Annotated in this window: 20 protein-coding genes; 11 read left to right on the top strand and 9 right to left on the bottom strand. The window is 63.7% G+C overall.

The genetic code is table 11. The features are described 5' to 3' along the window. Positions 1 to 43 precede the first annotated feature (43 nt). From AAGD32_07335 to metK, 7 genes are all read left to right on the top strand, one after another. Positions 44 to 649: a response regulator gene (locus tag AAGD32_07335; protein MEM8874058.1), complete on the top strand. Its 606-nt coding sequence runs from the start codon at positions 44 to 46 to the stop codon at positions 647 to 649. Between the two features lie 172 nt (positions 650 to 821). After that, positions 822 to 1,505 (top strand): LON peptidase substrate-binding domain-containing protein, encoded by a 684-nt coding sequence (locus AAGD32_07340; GenBank protein MEM8874059.1) that lies wholly within the window; start codon positions 822 to 824, stop codon positions 1,503 to 1,505. 18 nt (positions 1,506 to 1,523) lie between these two features. Beyond that, positions 1,524 to 2,075 (top strand): gamma-glutamylcyclotransferase family protein, encoded by a 552-nt coding sequence (locus AAGD32_07345; protein ID MEM8874060.1) that lies wholly within the window; start codon positions 1,524 to 1,526, stop codon positions 2,073 to 2,075. A gap of 21 nt (positions 2,076 to 2,096) precedes the next feature. Further along, on the top strand, positions 2,097 to 2,858 hold the full coding sequence (locus AAGD32_07350) for a glycosyltransferase family 2 protein (protein ID MEM8874061.1): 762 nt from the start codon (positions 2,097 to 2,099) through the stop codon (positions 2,856 to 2,858). Positions 2,859 to 2,873: 15 nt separating this feature from the next. Beyond that, positions 2,874 to 4,088, top strand: coding sequence for an LL-diaminopimelate aminotransferase (locus tag AAGD32_07355; GenBank protein MEM8874062.1), 1,215 nt, complete (start codon positions 2,874 to 2,876; stop codon positions 4,086 to 4,088). 8 nt (positions 4,089 to 4,096) lie between these two features. Continuing rightward, complete coding sequence (locus AAGD32_07360) at positions 4,097 to 5,134, top strand: ADP-ribosylglycohydrolase family protein (protein MEM8874063.1); 1,038 nt, start codon at positions 4,097 to 4,099, stop codon at positions 5,132 to 5,134. Between the two features lie 89 nt (positions 5,135 to 5,223). Continuing rightward, positions 5,224 to 6,432: a methionine adenosyltransferase gene (gene metK, locus AAGD32_07365; GenBank protein MEM8874064.1), complete on the top strand. Its 1,209-nt coding sequence runs from the start codon at positions 5,224 to 5,226 to the stop codon at positions 6,430 to 6,432. A gap of 79 nt (positions 6,433 to 6,511) precedes the next feature. Here the strand turns inward: metK and AAGD32_07370 are convergent, their stop codons facing one another. Both AAGD32_07370 and AAGD32_07375 read right to left on the bottom strand, forming a co-directional pair. Continuing rightward, the gene (locus AAGD32_07370) at positions 6,512 to 7,309 is read right to left on the bottom strand and encodes a hypothetical protein (GenBank protein ID MEM8874065.1); all 798 of its coding nucleotides are present in this window, start codon (positions 7,307 to 7,309) and stop codon (positions 6,512 to 6,514) included. A gap of 175 nt (positions 7,310 to 7,484) precedes the next feature. After that, positions 7,485 to 8,159 carry an HNH endonuclease gene (locus AAGD32_07375; GenBank protein MEM8874066.1) on the bottom strand — a complete coding sequence of 225 codons (675 nt, stop codon included), beginning with the start codon at positions 8,157 to 8,159 and terminating at the stop codon, positions 7,485 to 7,487. 168 nt (positions 8,160 to 8,327) lie between these two features. Here AAGD32_07375 and AAGD32_07380 point away from each other — a divergent pair, with 168 nt between their 5' ends. Together AAGD32_07380 and AAGD32_07385 are read left to right on the top strand one after the other, a co-directional pair. Next, positions 8,328 to 9,164 carry a protein-disulfide reductase DsbD domain-containing protein gene (locus tag AAGD32_07380; protein MEM8874067.1) on the top strand — a complete coding sequence of 279 codons (837 nt, stop codon included), beginning with the start codon at positions 8,328 to 8,330 and terminating at the stop codon, positions 9,162 to 9,164. Between the two features lie 38 nt (positions 9,165 to 9,202). After that, on the top strand, positions 9,203 to 9,931 hold the full coding sequence (locus AAGD32_07385) for a thioredoxin family protein (protein MEM8874068.1): 729 nt from the start codon (positions 9,203 to 9,205) through the stop codon (positions 9,929 to 9,931). A 58-nt stretch (positions 9,932 to 9,989) separates the two neighbouring features. On the opposite strand, the gene AAGD32_07390 is transcribed toward AAGD32_07385, so the two are convergent. Continuing rightward, a complete protein-coding gene (locus AAGD32_07390) occupies positions 9,990 to 10,904 on the bottom strand; it encodes an HAD-IIIA family hydrolase (GenBank protein ID MEM8874069.1) in 915 nt (304 codons plus the stop codon). Positions 10,905 to 10,964: 60 nt separating this feature from the next. On the opposite strand from AAGD32_07390, the gene AAGD32_07395 reads away from it, so the two are divergent. Next, positions 10,965 to 11,894: an endonuclease/exonuclease/phosphatase family protein gene (locus AAGD32_07395; GenBank protein ID MEM8874070.1), complete on the top strand. Its 930-nt coding sequence runs from the start codon at positions 10,965 to 10,967 to the stop codon at positions 11,892 to 11,894. Here the strand turns inward: AAGD32_07395 and AAGD32_07400 are convergent, their stop codons facing one another. From AAGD32_07400 to AAGD32_07410, 3 genes are read right to left on the bottom strand one after another with little or no spacing between them, the layout of a single operon-like run. Then, positions 11,895 to 12,164 carry a hypothetical protein gene (locus AAGD32_07400; protein MEM8874071.1) on the bottom strand — a complete coding sequence of 90 codons (270 nt, stop codon included), beginning with the start codon at positions 12,162 to 12,164 and terminating at the stop codon, positions 11,895 to 11,897. It lies immediately after the preceding gene. After that, on the bottom strand, positions 12,154 to 12,627 hold the full coding sequence (locus AAGD32_07405; protein MEM8874072.1) for a TrmH family RNA methyltransferase: 474 nt from the start codon (positions 12,625 to 12,627) through the stop codon (positions 12,154 to 12,156). Before AAGD32_07405 ends, AAGD32_07400 begins: the two co-directional genes overlap by 11 nt. After that, complete coding sequence (locus AAGD32_07410; protein MEM8874073.1) at positions 12,620 to 13,384, bottom strand: metallophosphoesterase; 765 nt, start codon at positions 13,382 to 13,384, stop codon at positions 12,620 to 12,622. The genes AAGD32_07405 and AAGD32_07410 overlap by 8 nt, the downstream gene beginning before the upstream one ends. A 24-nt stretch (positions 13,385 to 13,408) precedes the next feature. Here AAGD32_07410 and AAGD32_07415 point away from each other — a divergent pair, with 24 nt between their 5' ends. Further along, on the top strand, positions 13,409 to 13,699 hold the full coding sequence (locus tag AAGD32_07415) for a 4a-hydroxytetrahydrobiopterin dehydratase (GenBank protein MEM8874074.1): 291 nt from the start codon (positions 13,409 to 13,411) through the stop codon (positions 13,697 to 13,699). Positions 13,700 to 13,705: 6 nt separating this feature from the next. On the opposite strand, the gene AAGD32_07420 is transcribed toward AAGD32_07415, so the two are convergent. Genes AAGD32_07420 through AAGD32_07430 form a run of 3 tightly spaced genes read right to left on the bottom strand, consistent with a single transcriptional unit; the run spans position 13,706 to position 16,794 of the window. Further along, on the bottom strand, positions 13,706 to 14,764 hold the full coding sequence (locus AAGD32_07420; GenBank protein ID MEM8874075.1) for a HEAT repeat domain-containing protein: 1,059 nt from the start codon (positions 14,762 to 14,764) through the stop codon (positions 13,706 to 13,708). Then, the gene (locus AAGD32_07425) at positions 14,709 to 15,896 is read right to left on the bottom strand and encodes a DUF4105 domain-containing protein (protein MEM8874076.1); all 1,188 of its coding nucleotides are present in this window, start codon (positions 15,894 to 15,896) and stop codon (positions 14,709 to 14,711) included. The genes AAGD32_07420 and AAGD32_07425 overlap by 56 nt, the downstream gene beginning before the upstream one ends. A gap of 34 nt (positions 15,897 to 15,930) precedes the next feature. Further along, positions 15,931 to 16,794: an MqnA/MqnD/SBP family protein gene (locus AAGD32_07430; GenBank protein MEM8874077.1), complete on the bottom strand. Its 864-nt coding sequence runs from the start codon at positions 16,792 to 16,794 to the stop codon at positions 15,931 to 15,933. Positions 16,795 to 16,816: the final 22 nt, after the last annotated feature.

Raw genomic sequence — 16,816 nt, forward strand, 5'->3', positions numbered from 1 at the left:
ATTTCGGCAGCCGGTCGTCGGCGTCCGAAGGAGACAATGCATCATGAGTGTGACAACCAAAACCTCGAAAGAATTCCGACACAACGACGTCCTGACCACCGGCGAGGTCGCCAAGATCTGCAACGTGGCCCCGCGCACCGTCAGCAAGTGGTTCGACTCCGGCCAGCTCACCGGCTACCGCATTCCGGGCTCCAAGGACCGCCGCATCCCGCTGAACCAACTGATCCGCTTCATGAAGCAGCACGGCATTCCGCTCAACGGGCTGATGACCGGTGCGACGCGGGTGCTCATCGTCGATGACGAGCACGACATTGTCGAGGTGCTGGAGAAGATTCTCGAGGACGAGGCGAAGTTCGAGGTCGAGGTCGCCCGCAGCGGCTTCCAGGCCGGCGTGCTCGCCGACCGCTTCCGGCCCAACGTCATGCTCGTCGACATGCACCTCAAGGACGTCGACGGCTCCGAGATCGCCAAGGCCGTCAAGAACAACCCCGACCTCCAGCTCACCAAGGTCATTGCCATGAGCGGCAAGCTCAGCGACGACGAGGGCGGCAAGCTCGTCGGCAACGGCTTCGACGGCTACCTCAAGAAGCCGTTCCATGTCCGCCAGGTCATCGAGGCCATCGAGAAAGCCAGCGAAGTCTTGTACTGAGCGGTAACACACGGCGGGCAAGTTGTTCCAAAACGCGGCCGAGGGGCCTCTCCGTATCCGTGGGCGAATCAGTCACAGATACGCAGAGGCCCCTCGGCCACTTCGGTTGATTCGGTATGTCGGGCGTCCGTGAGAAATGAACGGTCGCGACACCCCCGACGTATCATCCGGCATGTCCCAGGCCACAGGTTTGCTTGAGAACATCCCGATGTTTCCGTTGCCGCGCATGGTGTTGCTGCCCAAGGCAGTTCTGCCATTGCACATCTTCGAGGAGCGGTACCGCCAGATGACCGCCGACGCGCTCGAAGGCGAGCAGCTCATGGTAATTGGCCATCTCCAGGAAGGGTTTGAATCGGTCCCCGACGGCATCGACCCGCCGGTGTTCGAGCATTGTTGCCTGGGTGCCATCATCGACCATCGCAGGCTCGATGACGGGCGCTACAACATTCTTGTGCAGGGCACCGAGCGTGTTCGCATCACGCGCGAGTACGAGTCCGACACGAACGGCAAGATGTACCGGCGGGTCGATCTCAAGGCCGTGGCTCAGAGCAAGGTGTTCGAAATCGACCTTGCGGATCAGCGCGAAAAGCTTCGCGAGATCATTGATCGTGAGCCGATCGCCGGGACGCCGCTGCAGCAGCAGGTGCTCAAGTTGCTCGACAGCCCGTTGCCGACCGCGGAGGTGGCGGACGTGCTGGCGTTCGAGATGGTGTCCGACGCGGTGGTCAAGCAGGCGGTGCTCGAGGAGCGGGATGTGGTTCGCCGGGTGAGGCGGGTCGTGCGACACCTGACCCGGATGTTCCCCGACGCCGAGGCGTTGGCACTCCGCGAAGGCCGGGCGAATCTTGCAGACTAGCGGTTCCGTTACGCTACGATGCCGCCACCGACTGCCGGCTTCATGAACTATTTCGCGTACGGTTCCAACCTCAACCTCGAAGCAGTCGCCGATTGGTGTCGGCACTACGGTCTGCGTTCGCCCGCACTCCGTAACGGCAAGCCGGCGATCCTCGACAACTACCGGATGGGCTTTCCGATCTACTCCGAGTACTGGGGTGGCGGCATCGCCGACGTGGTGTACGACCCCGGCAAATACGTTTGTGGCGTGCTCTTCGAAGTTCAAGACCGCGATCTCGAAACGCTTGATCGAAAGGTCGGCAGGCAGGTCGATGCGAGCGGCACGGAGATCGGCATCTACGGCCGGGTCGAAGTTCGTTGTCGGCACACGGGCGGTGGTCCCGAGGTTTTGGCATGGACCTATGCCGGCGTTGATCCCGCCAAGTTCGACGTGCCACCCACGGAGAACTATGTCGACTCGCTCGTGAAGGGTTGCTACGAGAACGGCCTGACGAGCATGTGGATCGAATACCTTCGCAGCTTCCGCACCCAGCCGGGCAAGAAGCCGCGGCCACCGGTCGGTCAGTCGTAGAACGTGGCCGTAGAGTCCGACATGGTTGCCCCGGTGATCTCGATCGTTGTGCCCGCGCTCAACGAGCAGGACAACGTCGGGCCGCTCGTCGAAGAGATCGCGGCGGCGTTCGGCGACACCGCGGAAGTCATCATCGTTGACGACGGCTCGACCGACGCGACGCCGGACAACCTCGAGCAGATGCTCGAAGCATGTCGTTGGCTGCAAAACTGGCCGCGGCTCCGCGTGCTCCGTCATGAGATGCCGCTTGGACAGAGTGCGGCCATGGGTGCGGGCGTGTCGGTGGCGACGGCGCCGTTGGTGGCTTTCCTCGACGCCGATCTTCAGAACGACCCGGCCGAGTTGATGGGCATGATGAACCTACTAAACGAACGCAGCGTCGATCTGGTGCAAGGCGATCGCAGCGCGACGCGGGCCGACAGCGGGCCACGGAAACTTGCCAGCAGTATCGGCCGGCTTGCCCGGCGCGCGGTCATCGGCGATGCCGTCCGCGACACCGGCTGCTCCGCTCGCGTGCTCAAGGCCGAGTTTGCCCGAAAACTACCTTTGCATCTCAAAGGGATGCACCGGTTCATCCCCGCCATGGTCGCCATGCACGGCGGGGTCATCGCCGAGTATCCGGTGCGTCACCGCGTTCGTCACACGGGTCAAACCAAGTACGGCGTCGGTGTTCTTCAACGCGGGCTCGGTGGGTTGCGGGACCTGCTCGCCGTGCGCTGGATGAAGAAGCGCATCCGACGAAGCGATGCACAAGAGATCACGGTGGAGCATCGGCCGCAATGACCTACCGTCTTGCCCATGGCACGGATCAACGATCACTACCTGAACCTCTCGGCGGGCTATCTGTTCCCCGAGATCGCCCGACGCGTCGGCGAGTTCACCGAAGCAAACCCCGACGCACCGATCATCAAGATGGGCATCGGCGACGTCACCGAGCCATTGCCGCCGGCGGTGGTCGAAGCCCTGCACAAGGCGGTCGACGAGATGGCCGTGCGGGACACGTTCCAGGGTTACGGCCCGGGTCCCGGCTACGACTTCCTCCGCGAAGCGATCGCGGATAACAGTTACGCCAACTGCCCGATCGATGCGGACGAGATTTTCATCTCCGACGGCTCCAAGTGCGACAGTGCCAACATCCTTGATATCTTCGGTCCGTCGAAAGTCGCCGTGTGCGATCCGGTCTACCCGGTTTACGTCGACACGAACGTGATGGCCGGCAACGCATCGGCTGCGGGTGAGGACGGGCGCTACGGCGGGCTTGTTTACCTACCGGCCACCGCGGAGAACGGTTTCCAGCCGCCGATGCCGAGCGAGCCGGTCGACCTGGTCTACCTTTGCTTCCCGAACAATCCGACCGGCACCGTCGCCGACCGCGCGACGCTCCAGGCGTGGGTCGATTGGTGCCGGGCGAACAAGGCTGTTCTGCTGTTCGATGCCGCTTACGAGGCGTTCATTCAGACGCCCGACATTCCCCACAGCATTTACGAGTTCGACGGCGCGACCGACTGTGCGATCGAGTTTCGCAGCTTCAGCAAGACCGCCGGCTTCACCGGCGTGCGTGCGGCGTGGACGGTCGTGCCCAAGGGGCTGACCGCCAAATCCGCCGACGGTAACGATGTCGCGCTACGCGATCTCTGGAGCAGGCGTCAGAGCACGAAGTTCAACGGCATCAGTTACATCGTCAGCCGTGGCTGCGAAGCGGTGTACTCCGACGCCGGCAAACAGCAGGTCGCCGACCTCGTCACGCATTACATGGACAACGCCAAGCTCCTACGCGAAGCACTCACCGCGCAAGGCATGACCGTCTACGGCGGCGTCGACGCGCCGTACGTTTGGGTTCGTTGTCCCGACGGCGAGACGAGTTGGCAGATGTTCGATCGCCTGCTCAACGATCATCACTTGGTCTGTACCCCCGGCAGCGGTTTCGGCCAGGCCGGCGAGGGGTACGTTCGCCTCAGCGCGTTCAACAGCCGGGAGAACGTGGAAGAAGCGGTGCGTCGGTTGCGGGCCTGAGGCAACGGATGAACGACCTACACGACAAAGTCGCGGGCGCCCTCGCCTTGTCGGCCCTCGGGGATGTCCTCGGTCTTCCCTGCGAGGCGGCGGGGCTGCGCGGAGAAGTGTCGCCATTGGTCGATTGGGAACTGTCCGTGGTCGATGGCTTTCGTGAGCCGGCGGCGAACTGTTGGAACATTTGGGCACCGCCCGAGGTCACTGCCGGCATGCGGGGCGTGGTCTCCGACGACACGGCCGTTCGTTTGGTGTTGATCGAGCCTTGGCTCGCGGACGCACATCGGCGTGGCGTGACACCGACCGAATCGGACTGGCGGATATGGCTGCGTGAACGCGCTCCCGAGTCGGTCGCATGGCGTGAAGCGACGGCGGCGGAGTCCGCGTGGCAATGGCTCGGGTTTTACGACACGGCCGCGGGGAACGGTGGTGGCTGCGACGACACGCCATGCTTCTACCGACCCGGCGTGCCGGTGTGTTTCGGGAATTTCCTGTTTCTCGAACTCGGCCTGATCGACGCACCCGTGGCGAGTGTGCTCGACCAAGGCGCGGGCGTGGCGGTATCCGGGTTGCTGGGCCGAGCTGCGAGTGAGGCCGTTCGCGCACGATCGGTAGACCCAGGATTTGCCGCATGGTGGCCAAGCGATGCGTCGTTTGGCGAGCGGCACCGGTCGTTGTCCCCGGCCGAGTTCCTCGCCGTGGTCCGCGACGAAATCTACCACGGACCCGACGCGCCGACGCACGATCTCAAGCCGTTTGACCCGACGCTGCAACTACGCCAAATCTCGGCCTGCGTCGGATATGCCGGCGACGAGCCATTGCTGGCCATCCGGCTGCTCGCGAGTGGGGCGGGTGACACGGACACGCTGGCCGCGACGCTGGGGATGATCCTGGGAGCTCGGCTCGGTCACGCGGCACTGCGCGGTGGTCCAGCCGGTGAGGCGTTGCGTTTGGTCGAGGCGAGCACCGAAACGCTCTTCGGCCGATCCACCGGCGACCGCGTCCGGGCCGTCCTGGGGCCGGCCGATTCCATCCGTTCATCCGGCTGAAACGATGGACGCGACTTGCCACTATCCCGGCACGGGTCTACGTTCTTCCTCCCAAATCTACGTCCACCCTCCCCTGAATCACACTCCCCATGGCCGACCGCCCGTACCTGTTCACGTCCGAATCCGTATCCATGGGACACCCCGATAAGGTGTCCGACCAGATCTCCGACGCCATCGTGGATGCGATCCTGCGGGAGGATTCCAACCCCGCCAATGCCCGCGTTGCCGTCGAGACGCTCGTGACCACGGGACAGGTCGTGCTTGCCGGCGAGGTGCGGACCGAGAGCTACATCGACGTGCAGGAACTGGCCCGCGAGACCATTCGCAAGATCGGCTACACCGACCCGCGCATGCGGTTCGACGCCGACTCCTGCGGCGTCCTCTCGGCGATCCACGCTCAGTCCGAGGACATCGCCCGCGGCGTCGACTCCGCGGCGGACAAGGTTGACGAAGACCTACAGGGTGCCGGCGACCAGGGCCTGATGTTCGGCTACGCATGCCGCGACACCGACGTGTTGATGCCGTTGCCGATCCACCTCTCGCACCTGATCGTCGCCAAACTCGCCGAACTTCGCGCGAGTGGCGAGATGAAATGGCTGCGTCCCGACAGCAAAAGCCAGGTCACCGTCGAGTACGAAGGCCGTACGCCCAAGCGGGTTCACACGGTCGTGGTCTCGACGCAGCACGACGAGTCGGTCCTCGATGGCGACACGATCAGCGATGCGGCCAAGGCCGAGGTCATCGAGAAGGCGATCAAGCCGTGCATCCCCGCCGGGTACATGACCGACGAGGTCATCTACCACATCAACCCGACGGGCAAGTTCGTCATCGGCGGTCCGCACGGCGATGCGGGACTGACCGGCCGGAAGATCATCGTCGATACCTACGGGGGTCGTGGTCGCCATGGCGGTGGGGCGTTTAGCGGCAAGGACCCGTCCAAGGTCGACCGCAGCGCCGCTTACATGGCCCGCTACGTCGCGAAGAACGTTGTCGAAGCCGGGCTCGCCGATGAGGTCGAGATCCAACTCGCCTACGCCATCGGTGTCGCCAAGCCGGTGAGCGTCCACGTCGACACATTCGGCTCCGGCAAGCTGCCCGAGGACAAGATCAGCGACCTGATCCGCGAGCACTTCCGCCTGACGCCCAACGGCATCATCAGCACGCTCGACCTACTGCGTCCGATCTACAGCCCCACGGCCCGCCACGGGCACTTCGGCCGCACGCCGGGTGAGGAAGGCGAGAACACGTTTACCTGGGAAAAGACGGACAAGGCCGAAGCACTTTCGAAAGCTTTGTAGTTTTTCGCAAATCACGGAACAAACAAGGACGGACGAGCGATTTCGCTCGTTCGTCCTTATTCTTGCATGGCTCGAGTTGTCACTCTGCGGCCGGTTGTGTGGCGGGTGCTTCACCAGCGTTGTCGACCTCGGTCTCCGATTCCGCCGCGCGGGCTTGCCGAATCATCGCCATCTCGTCCTTGAGCCGTTCGGCCAACTCGCCTTCCAGCACCTGCGCGCCCTCACCGAGTCGGGCGAACTCGGCATCGCCGGTCATCGGCAAACTCATCAGGCCGGCGTAGGTGATCACGACCTTTTCCGAATCGGTGTTCTCCGCCGCGACGGCGTTGAGCGAGTCAATCGCAGCCAGGCGGGCCGCTTCGTCTTCGGACTTGAGGTAGTCAACCTCGATGATGGTGGTCTTGGCAGCGAGTGCTTCCTCACCGTCTCCGGCGGCCGTGGCATCAAGATCGGCCCGGACGGCTTCGTCGCCATACAGCAACAGCAAAGCGTCCATCTGCGACGGGTCGACCTGACCAGCCACCATCGGGAATCCCAACGCCTCGATCATCAACGCTTTCATCTTGCGCGCCAGCGGAAGCACCTGCTCGGCATCCGCCTTGCGGGCGTCGGCATCGAAAACGCGCTCTGGGCCGCCGATGACGTCACCCAGTTCGGTCGACGTGATCTGCAAGTCGGCCATGACCTCGGCCAGCGGACGTTGTTCGGCGGCCGCTGGTTCGGTCGTCGGGTTGGTGGCAGGACCGGTGCTCGGCTGTGTCGACGGGTTGGTTGTGGGCGCGGTGGTGGGAGTGTCGGCGAGCACGGCATGCCCGGCCAGCAACGCGGAAGATACGGCGGCCGCGATCGCGGCGGACATGATGGCTTGTTTGGTCATCGAATGCTTTCAAATCAGAGTGCGACGTTCCGGCGTCGATCCGACGACGCCCGTGCATGTTCTATTCGCATGGCGGACGATTGTCGCGATAGAAAAGCTGGCCGTGTTTTGAACGCGGTCAGCACTCCACGCGGAGTTTTGTATACACGTGTTGGGGCCAGTTGCGGCAGAAGGGCTACTTCAACTCAACGGTCCAATACGCTTCGTCGAGGAACTGCTTCCAAGACTTGTAACGGTGGTCGGCGAGGCGGATATTGATGACCGGCGAACGCTTCGGCTTGACCGGCTCGGTGATGAGCTTCATATGCGCCTGCTTCGGCGTGCGGCCGCCCTTGCGGACGTTGCAGTCGATGCAGCAGGTCACGATGTTGTCCCACGTCGTCGGCCCGTCCTGGCTGCGCGGCACGACGTGGTCAAGCGACAACTCGCTCGTGGGGAACCGATCGCCGCAATACTGGCAACGGTTGTGGTCCCGGGCGAAGATGTTGCGGCGGTTGAACTTCACATCCTGCCGAGGAAGCTTGTCATAGGTGAGCAAGCGGATGATCCGCGGCACAGCGATGGGGTAACGCACCGTGTGGACGAAATCGAAACCGTCCGGCTCGAACTCGGCCTTGAGCTGCGAAAGCTCGGCCCAGCTGCCGAAGGTCATGTTCTCCCATTGCGCGACCTTGCCGCCCGAATCGGTCTCGATGTGGATGACTTCCGCGAGGTCCTTGGCCAGCAGGCAGAAGGCGCGGCGTACGTTCACCACGCGCAAGGCTTGGTAGAACTTGTTCAACACCAACACGTTGGCGTTGAGCGCGGGGCAGTCAGAAGTCGGCTGCGAAGCTGGAAAAACGACGGACATGGCGATCTATCTGCGAAGTGTGTTGGCGAAATGGTAGTAGATTGTTCGCACCGGGCCACCGAAATCATCCGTGGGCAGGTTCGGTTCGGGTGAAAGTTTCGTAAGGAACGATCCGGATTTTGCGACTTCCGACGGTTCTCGGGTGTCTCGTACTATCCGGCGCAAACGATGAGCTTACTCACCGCCATGATGATCTCGATGCTGGCATACGCCATGCCGCCTGACGCTGCGCCCAAGGCGGAGGTGACATTGGTTGCCGATGCGGACGCTTTTGTCGCGGGTGAGCCGATGATCGTCGGGTTGCGTTTCGAGTTGCGGCCGACCTGGCACGTCTACTGGAAGAACCCCGGCGATGCTGGCCTGCCGCCGCGGGTGGAGTGGCATCTGCCCGAGGGGTTTACCGCCGGTGAGTTGCAGTTCCCCGTGCCCAAAACCTTCGAGAGTGCGGGCTCGCTCGGCTACGGGTACTCCAATGCGGTGACATTCCTCGCGACGATCACGCCGCCCAGTGAACTGCCCGACGATCCGGTGACGATCGGTGCGACGGTGAAGTACTTGGTATGTGATCCGAACGTGTGTCTTCCCGAGCAAGCGGAGGCCACCGCGACACTGCGTACCGACGAGCCAACGGAGCGCAACCGCCTTGCCGACGCCAAGTCGAAGCTCCCGGAGGACGCGGGCTCGGCCGGCTTCTCGATCGACGGCAAACCTGGCAGCGGTGTGGCGGAGCTGAGCTGGGTCGACCGACAGCGCGGCGTCGCCAGCGAGATTGATGTCCAGATTTTGCCCGCCCCCGAGAACAATCTGCTGGTCACTTCGATCGAGACCGGCGAACTCAAACGCAATCTGATGAACGGCGAGCACACGCTGCCGATCGTCGTGGTAGCCAGTAAGATCGGCCCGCTCTCGGGATCGTCGCTCGAAGTGCTGCTGGTCTGGACCGACGCCGATGGCGTGACGAAACACTACGAACTCGACCTTCCCTACCGTCTGATTCTGGAATAGACTACCCACACGTAAACCCCTTACTTGGAGCACCATCCATGCGAAATATCACGAAAATCGTCAGCGGCGTTGCCGCCCTTGCACTCGGTACCACCGTCGCTCTGGGCGTACTCGCTGGCCCGGGAGACAAAGGCTACGCCCAACAAAAGGGCGCCGAGAAGTCCGGTGAAGCCTGTGCCGTCGCTGATTCCTGCAACTTCTGCAGCACCAGCTTGGTCATGGCTCACCCCGGTGGTCATGCCGAGACGGCGACATTGGGCGAGGTCGTTCCGGAGTTCGAGTTGATGGATCAGAGTGGCCAGCCTGTTTCGATCAACGACTTCGAAGGCAAGATCGTCGTCCTCGAATGGTTCAACGACCAGTGCCCGTTCGTCAAGAAGTTCTACGTCAACGGCGACATGAACAAGCTTGCCGACAAGTACGAAGAGCAGGGCGTGGTTTGGCTCGCGATCGACAGCAGCAACTTCAGCAATGTCGAGCAGAATGCCGAGATCGCCAAGGAGTGGAACATCGACCGGCCCATTCTCAATGATGCGTCGGGCGAGATCGGCAAGGCTTACAAGGCCAAGACCACCCCGCACATGTACGTCATCGCCGCCGATGGATCCCTCGCCTACATGGGCGCGATCGACAGCAAGCCCAGCACCGACCAGGGTGACATCGCGGGTGCCGAAAACTTCGTGGCCCGCGCGCTTGACGAGTTGCTCGCCGGCGAGTCGGTCAGCCTCCCGCAGACCAAGGCCTACGGTTGCTCGGTGAAGTACTAATCCGTTTACCAAGACCAAACAACGAGGCGTTGGGACGCGATGTCCCGACGCCTCGTTGTCATTTGCGCCCGACCACCGCGAGCGTGAGTGTCAGGACTTGCACGAACACCGCGGTGATCAAAAGGTTCGCCCGACTGCCGCCATCGTCGGTCAGCAGGTACGCGAAGATCAGCAACGCCAAGGCGAGGATCTGCGTAACACCTGCCAGCAGCAACGGCGCGGAGAACGCATCCTGGCTCGCGAGGCTTCGTGTTTGACAGCGAAGCTCGGCGAGGATGTCGTCGAGCTTCGACGTGTCCGGCGGGGGCGTTGCCGCAACAGCCGGTGTTTGATCCGGCGCTGGAACAGGCTCGGGGGCGACAATCTCGGCCGGCGTTGGTTCACGGACCTCTTCCGCGTGATCGGCGATGTAATCGACGGCTTCGGCAAGAGACGCCGCCACGAAGTCGGCACCGCCGTCGCCACATTCGGCGTGGGGCGATGGTTCCACGTCGGGCAGTCGCAGGAGGATCGTCCGGCAACCGGCCGTCTGGCCCGCTTCCACGTCCCGCGTCGCGTCGCCGATGATCCAACTGTTGGCAAGGTCCAGATCATGCTCTCGTGCCGCGAGCAGCAGCATGCCCGGCCTGGGCTTTCGCAGGTCGCTATCGACGCAGTACCGCCGCACCGACGCGACGGCCGGGTCCGGGTGGTACGGGCAAAAGTAATGTTCGTCGAAAATCGCCTCGCGATTGTCGTCGAGCAGCAGCTCGTCCATGCGTGCATTGACCGCGCGGACGTCGGCTTCGCTCATCATCGCACGGGCCACGCCGGACTGGTTGCTGACGGTGATCGTGGCGAAGCCGAGCCGACGCACGTCGGCCACCGCATCGGCCGCGCCGGGTAACAGCACGACTTCGCGGTGATTGCGGAGGTAGCCGCTGTTGCGGATGAGGGTGTTATCGCGGTCAAAGAAAATCGCCGGCCGTGGCATGGGGGCATCGTGACGAACCGCGGCGGGCGGGGCAAATCCGCGTGCCGCTCAACGTCGCCGATGAAACATTCAGCAGGCTGCGGCATCATCCGTGGTGTGCGTGAGAAACTCGCCATCGCCCTCGTGGCCTTGATGCTCCTGCTCGCGGTGCTGCCGTACTTCGGCACGTGGGCGTGGTGGCTCGACATGCTGAATCATTTTCGCTTGCAACTGGCGGTGGTGTCGCTGGTCGTGGCGGTGATCGTGTTGGCGGTCGTGCGAAAGCGCTGGGCGTCGGTCGGGTTGCTTGCGGTCGCGGCACATGCTGCACCGGTCGGGTGGACGGCGTTTCAGCCTGACGGGCCGGGTAGTGGGGCGTCGTTCGCTCATGCCAACGTTGGCGGATGTGATCCGGCGGCAGTACGGGCATGGGTCTCCGATCTCGACGCGGCTGCGGTGTTTCTTCTAGAAGTCCGGCCCGAGGACGAACTGGCACGGACGCCGCCGGAAGGTTGGCGGTTCTTGCTGCAGCGGCCGAGCGATGACACGCGTGGTTTGATCGTGCTGGTGCCGAAGTGGTCGGTGATCAACAAGGCGCACGTCGAGTCATTCAGCGTGCCCGGCACAATCCGTGACATGGCCGTGGTCGATCTCGGTGGGGTGGAGGTGATGCAAGCTCATCTGGCCCGTCCCGGCACTGCGTGTGGTTTCGCCGAGCAGGTCGCGATGTCGGAGGCGATAGCCGATTGGGTTGTGTCGCGATCGGAGTGGACGGACGTGCTTGTGGTCGGTGATTTCAACGCTGCGCCATGGTCGGCGGCCGTTAAACCACTACGTGATGCAGGGCTTTCGCCGGCTCGCGGCGGATTGTCCGGCACCTGGCCCGCACAGTTGCCGCCGGGGCTGCGCGTGCCGATCGATCACGCGTTTTCAAATCGACGCTGCAAAGTAACGGTCGGCCCCGATCTCGGTGGAGATCATCGCCCGATTGTCGTTCGTATGACCGAGTGACTAAGAGCAGCCCGCGATCGTCGCCGCTCGGCCGATGACGGCTTTGGTCAACCCGTGCGCGACCTCCGGCGTCAGCTCCTTGCCGCCGTCTTCCCAGAACTCTTCGGGAATCACCGCCTTGGCGATCCGCAGCAGCTCTTCGCGCACGGTTTCCTCACGCTTGGCGAGTTGCTCGTTGTCGTCGCGGTCGAGGGGGTCGGCGACGTCGTAGGCGAGCATCAGCGTGCTGACCTGCCAGTCGTAGAGCGAGTGGGCGGATTCATCGGCCATGGCTGTCGCAGTGTACGCGGTGAATGGCGTGGTAGAGGGCCGCCGCCGCCGCGCTGGCGAGGTTGAGGCAGCGTTCGCCCGGCATCTGCGGCAGTCGGACGGTCCGCTGCTCACGCATAACTCCCAGCGGAAAGCCACGCGTCTCGCTGCCGAAAACCAACGTGTCGCCGGCGGCGATGGGCGCTTCCCAGAGTGACGTTTCACCCTCCGAATCGAACCACCATGTCGTCCCGGCGGTCGTCATGAATGTGTCGAGATCGTCGTGCATGGTCAGCTTCAGCCGTGGCCAGTAGTCGAGGCCGGCCCGTTTGAGTCGCGTGTCGTCGAGGACGAATCCCATGGGCCTGACGATGTTCAACGCCGTACCGGTCGCGACGCAGGTGCGGCCGATGTTGCCGACGTTCTGCGGGATTTGTGGATGTACCAACGCGAGTTTCAGGCCATGGTCGGGCAAGTCATTCATCGACGACCTCGCCGATGCGATGGACCTGCACGACCTGTCCGGTCTCGTGGCAGACGGCCGAGAGCCGACCGTCGGGCATGCAGCAACCGGTGTCGAGCAGCACGATGTCGGTGCCCTGGATGGGGAGGTTTTCTTCAAGGTCGTAACTGAGGATGGGCGTGTGACCGAAGTAGCCGGTCCGGCTTTCCCAGTTCTTCGGTTTGGAAAGCTCGGTGATCTCGAACCGTTGCCAAAGCATGCGCTGCAGTCGGCTCGCCGGGGTTGGTGGGGCGGACTTCGGTGACCAATACGCATGCACCACGAACAGATCGTCCTCGACATGGCAGCTCGGCAGGTTTCTCAGGAACTCCCGGTGCTCGGCCGGCACGAACTCGACCAGTTTCCGCAAGCCGTCGGCCGTCGGACTTTGCAGCACATGCGCCGCGACCACCCGGGGCACGCCGTAGCTCACCCATGTCGTCAGTACGCCGAACGGCGCAAAGCCGCCGAGTGTCGCGACGGGGTCCGGGAACTTCGGTTCCGGTCCCCACATCTCGCCTGTGACGAAGAGCTGGAAAATGTCATCGTGATTGCCGCGGATGCAGGTGATGTCGTCGGCATGGATGAGCAAGTCGATGACGCCGCGGCTGTCGGGGCCGCGGTTGACGTAATCGCCGCAGCAAATGAAACGGGCTTGCGGATCGGCATTACGCACAACATCGAGGAGTGTCTCGAGCGCGGTGAGCATGCCGTGAATATCGCCGATGACCCAACGCATGTTTCTCTTTACCTTACGGAGGCAATGCCCGACACCACTGCACTCAACGACGCGGACGTCCGAAAGTTACACGCCGATTTGCCCGCCGGCTGGGAGATCGAGCAGAACGAACTCGCCAAGACGTTCAAGTTCGCCGAGTTCGAGGCGACGATGACGTTCGTGAACGCGGTGGCCGACATCGCTCGTGTCGCCGATCACCATCCCGACATGCGGGTCGGCTACAACACGGCCCGGATCGCGTGGACCACCCACGACGCGGGCGGGCTGACGGAGAAGGACTTCGCGTGTGCCGCCAAGACCGACGCCAAAGCGTGAGTTCCGTTACTGCGTGAGTTTGAGCACCGCGCTGGCGGCGGCGAGGCGGACGTTCGGGTCGGCGTCGGTCATGAGTTGGCCGAGGTACGGTTGCGCGTCGAGCCGGCCGATGTCGCCGAACGCGAATGCGGCGAGCGAACGGTCCTGCGGGTCTTCGCTCTTGGCACCTTGCAGCGCGACGCCGTAGCCCTCGTCGCTGCCGAGTTGTCCCATCGCACGGGACGCGGCCAACGCGATGTAGCTGTACTCGCTGGTAAGCTTCGGCCGGATGTGCACGATGACACGCCGGTCCCCGTTGGCCGCGAGGGCGAGCGTGCAGAAAAGTTCTTCGTCGGGATAGAGGCTGAACATGCCGCTAATCAGTGAGTCCCGGGCTTCGACATCACCGAGTCGCCAGAGTGCCTCGTACGTCTGCAGGCGGACGGCGGGGGACGGATCGCCGCGTCGGCCGTTGAGCACCTCGATGGCGCTAGGCGCGTCGGTCAGACCGAGTGCCAGAACGGCGCTGCCGCGGACGGTCTCGCTGGTGTGACGGGTGAGGGCTGCCAGTTCGTCCGTCAAACGTGTGTCGCCGAGAACGGTTGTCGCATAGATCGCACCGACACGGACTTGCGCGTCTTCCCTCGGGTTGGCCAGGCGCAGCAATGGGTCGGGATAAGCGCTACGCAGATCGAGCGCCCCGACGGCCATTGCGGCGGCGAACCGGACGATCGGCTCCTCGTCACGCAGGCCGCGCAGGATCGTCGCGTCCGCATCCCGACCCGCACCGAGTTGCAACGCCTCGATCGCCTGGGCACGGAAGCTGGGCCGGTCGCTCCGGGCGGCGGCGCGCACTAGTTGCAGCGCTTCGCCGCGTAGTTGCATATCACGGGGAACTCTCTGCTCGGCGGGCACCACCGGCGGGGCGGGCGGTTGGCTCGGCGTGACGCCTTTTTCGCCGCCGCCCATCGGCTCGGGTTGCACCAACTCGCCGGTCTCCCCGGGCAAGACCTGGGCGAGCGCGTGTCCGCTACCGAGTGCGAGGCCGAGTGTTGCGATCAGAGCCTTCGTCTTGGGATGGGTCATGGTCGTCCGTGGTGTTCAGGGTTTTTGGGGGAGGGGTGCGGGTTGCGATCCAGAGGCCGGCCAGTTGCGGCGGAACGGCTGCGGCGGCGACGGGCCAGGCATGCTGCCCGGCGATCACCATGAACGCCAAGCCGCCCATGATGCAGAGCAGGACGCCGCCGGCGAGCACCTGTTTCAGTGTCGGTCGCCGCATCGGCATTGCAATACCCAACAGCAGCGAAACCGGCGCGAGCAGCAGCCCCGACGCATTGGGCCCGGCGTGGTCGTGACCGGTGAAAAGCCAGAGGTACAGCACGATACACCCGCCGAGTCCGAAGAAGGCGAACGTGCATCCGGTCAGGAACCGGCCGATCACCCACCGGCTTGTCGCCACGAGGGTAACCGCGCCGATCACACCGATCAGGCCCATCAATGGGAGCCGGTTCGGCGGCGTGGCGGCGGCCAGCACCGTGGGCGTCCCGACCATCCGGCGCCATGTCACGATCGGCCGGCCGTCGATGGTGATCTGGTCGAGGTGGCGGTCGAGTTCGCCGGGGATGAAGCTCTGCTCCCATGCCGTGATCGGCTCGTCGCAGCGTGTGCCCATCCCCGCCGCCAGTGCCGGCCAGAGCCACCAGCTTCCCTCGGTGTGGCGGTCCACTTCCGTGCGGTAGGTGCTGGTTCGCTCGGTCATGCCCTCGGCGAGTGCGCCGTCTGTCGATTGGTCGAGCAGGTCGCGGAGTTTCGTAGAGCAGTTGTCGGTGAAGTAGTCGTACTGGTATGTCGCCGGCTCCGCAGTGAGGAGGGAACGGAGGGCGTTCTTTTGCGCCGGCGTCAACGCGAGTGCGGTGACGGTCACTTCGCGTCCGAGTTCATTGACGTAGAAGTCGGTGAGCAGTTCCGCATCGGCGGCGCCGAAGCCGTACTCCATATCGCCCTGGATGAAACGCCCGACAAATGCCGCGACTTCACCGGTCGAGTTGCCGAAATCGAACCGACCCCAGTCGTATGCGACGCCGTCGACAACCAACGCGTTATGTCCGAACCGCTCCCAGGCCAACTCGCCCGGCGAGATCGTCAATAACAGTACCGGAGCATCGTCCCTCGGCGATGCCGGTTGGAGTAGCGAGAGCAGCAGTGCGAGGACCAGCACGCGGCCATGGTACGGATCAGCAACGCCGGTGTGGTCAGCCGGGCCGAACGAAACTCACCTCGTCGATGCTGCCGATGTAGCCTTTGTCGCTGCCTTCCTTGAGGAAGAGTTCGATGGCGCGCTGGCCCTTTTCGCCGTAGTCGAGGGTCCAGTCGTTGACGTACATGCCGACGAACTCGTCCGCGAGGTCGTGGTCGAGCCCTCGGCCGAACTGCAGGCTGTACTTCACCGCTTCGTCGCGGTGTTTGAGGGAGTACTCGATGGACCGTTGGAGGACGCCGGTGACTTCCCGCATGGCTTGTTCGCCGAGGTCGCAGCGGATGCAGTTGCCACCCAGGGGTAGCGGCAGGCCGTCGGTGCGGTCCTTCCACCACTTGCCCAAATCTTCGATCAGGTGCAGGCCGAAGTCGGCGTAAGTGAGTTGGCCCTCGTGGATGAGCAGGCCTGCGTCGGCCTTGCCATCGGCGACGTGTTGGGGGATCTCGTCGAATTCGACGACCTGGAATTGGAAAGCCTCGCCGGCCTTGCCGAGTCGCAGTTGCAGGGCGAGAAAGCTACTGGTGAGCGTGCCGGGGATGGCGATGGTCTTGCCGGCCAGATCGTCGGTGCTCATCGCTTCGCGTGCGACGAGGCGGGGTCCGTAGCCATCGCCCATGCTCGCGCCACAGCTGGTCAACGCATACTTTTCGGCCACCTGCGGGAATGACGCGATCGAGATCGCGGTGATCTCCAGATCGCCCTTGATGGCCCTGTCCGAGAGCGTGTTGATGTCCTGCAAGACGTGGTTAAACGACCACCCGTTGGTTTCGACGAGGGTGGGGTCCTGCGCGAGCGCGTAGAACATGAAAGCGTCGTCAGGGTCGGGGCTGTGGCCGAGTTGCAGGGTGTGCGGTTCCATTTAGGGCACGTTAGCCCTCGAA

Source organism: Planctomycetota bacterium, assembly GCA_039182125.1.
Taxonomy (GTDB): domain Bacteria; phylum Planctomycetota; class Phycisphaerae; order Tepidisphaerales; family Tepidisphaeraceae; genus JBCDCH01.

Coding starts and splice junctions, on each gene's coding strand:
- AAGD32_07335 (MEM8874058.1), top strand. CDS start 44: ATGAGTGTGACAACCAAAACCTCGAAAGAATTCCGACACAACGACGTC.
- AAGD32_07340 (MEM8874059.1), top strand. CDS start 822: ATGTCCCAGGCCACAGGTTTGCTTGAGAACATCCCGATGTTTCCGTTG.
- AAGD32_07345 (MEM8874060.1), top strand. CDS start 1,524: ATGCCGCCACCGACTGCCGGCTTCATGAACTATTTCGCGTACGGTTCC.
- AAGD32_07350 (MEM8874061.1), top strand. CDS start 2,097: ATGGTTGCCCCGGTGATCTCGATCGTTGTGCCCGCGCTCAACGAGCAG.
- AAGD32_07355 (MEM8874062.1), top strand. CDS start 2,874: ATGGCACGGATCAACGATCACTACCTGAACCTCTCGGCGGGCTATCTG.
- AAGD32_07360 (MEM8874063.1), top strand. CDS start 4,097: ATGAACGACCTACACGACAAAGTCGCGGGCGCCCTCGCCTTGTCGGCC.
- metK (MEM8874064.1), top strand. CDS start 5,224: ATGGCCGACCGCCCGTACCTGTTCACGTCCGAATCCGTATCCATGGGA.
- AAGD32_07370 (MEM8874065.1), bottom strand. CDS start 7,309: ATGACCAAACAAGCCATCATGTCCGCCGCGATCGCGGCCGCCGTATCT.
- AAGD32_07375 (MEM8874066.1), bottom strand. CDS start 8,159: ATGTCCGTCGTTTTTCCAGCTTCGCAGCCGACTTCTGACTGCCCCGCG.
- AAGD32_07380 (MEM8874067.1), top strand. CDS start 8,328: ATGAGCTTACTCACCGCCATGATGATCTCGATGCTGGCATACGCCATG.
- AAGD32_07385 (MEM8874068.1), top strand. CDS start 9,203: ATGCGAAATATCACGAAAATCGTCAGCGGCGTTGCCGCCCTTGCACTC.
- AAGD32_07390 (MEM8874069.1), bottom strand. CDS start 10,904: ATGCCACGGCCGGCGATTTTCTTTGACCGCGATAACACCCTCATCCGC.
- AAGD32_07395 (MEM8874070.1), top strand. CDS start 10,965: ATGAAACATTCAGCAGGCTGCGGCATCATCCGTGGTGTGCGTGAGAAA.
- AAGD32_07400 (MEM8874071.1), bottom strand. CDS start 12,164: ATGGCCGATGAATCCGCCCACTCGCTCTACGACTGGCAGGTCAGCACG.
- AAGD32_07405 (MEM8874072.1), bottom strand. CDS start 12,627: ATGAATGACTTGCCCGACCATGGCCTGAAACTCGCGTTGGTACATCCA.
- AAGD32_07410 (MEM8874073.1), bottom strand. CDS start 13,384: ATGCGTTGGGTCATCGGCGATATTCACGGCATGCTCACCGCGCTCGAG.
- AAGD32_07415 (MEM8874074.1), top strand. CDS start 13,409: ATGCCCGACACCACTGCACTCAACGACGCGGACGTCCGAAAGTTACAC.
- AAGD32_07420 (MEM8874075.1), bottom strand. CDS start 14,764: ATGACCCATCCCAAGACGAAGGCTCTGATCGCAACACTCGGCCTCGCA.
- AAGD32_07430 (MEM8874077.1), bottom strand. CDS start 16,794: ATGGAACCGCACACCCTGCAACTCGGCCACAGCCCCGACCCTGACGAC.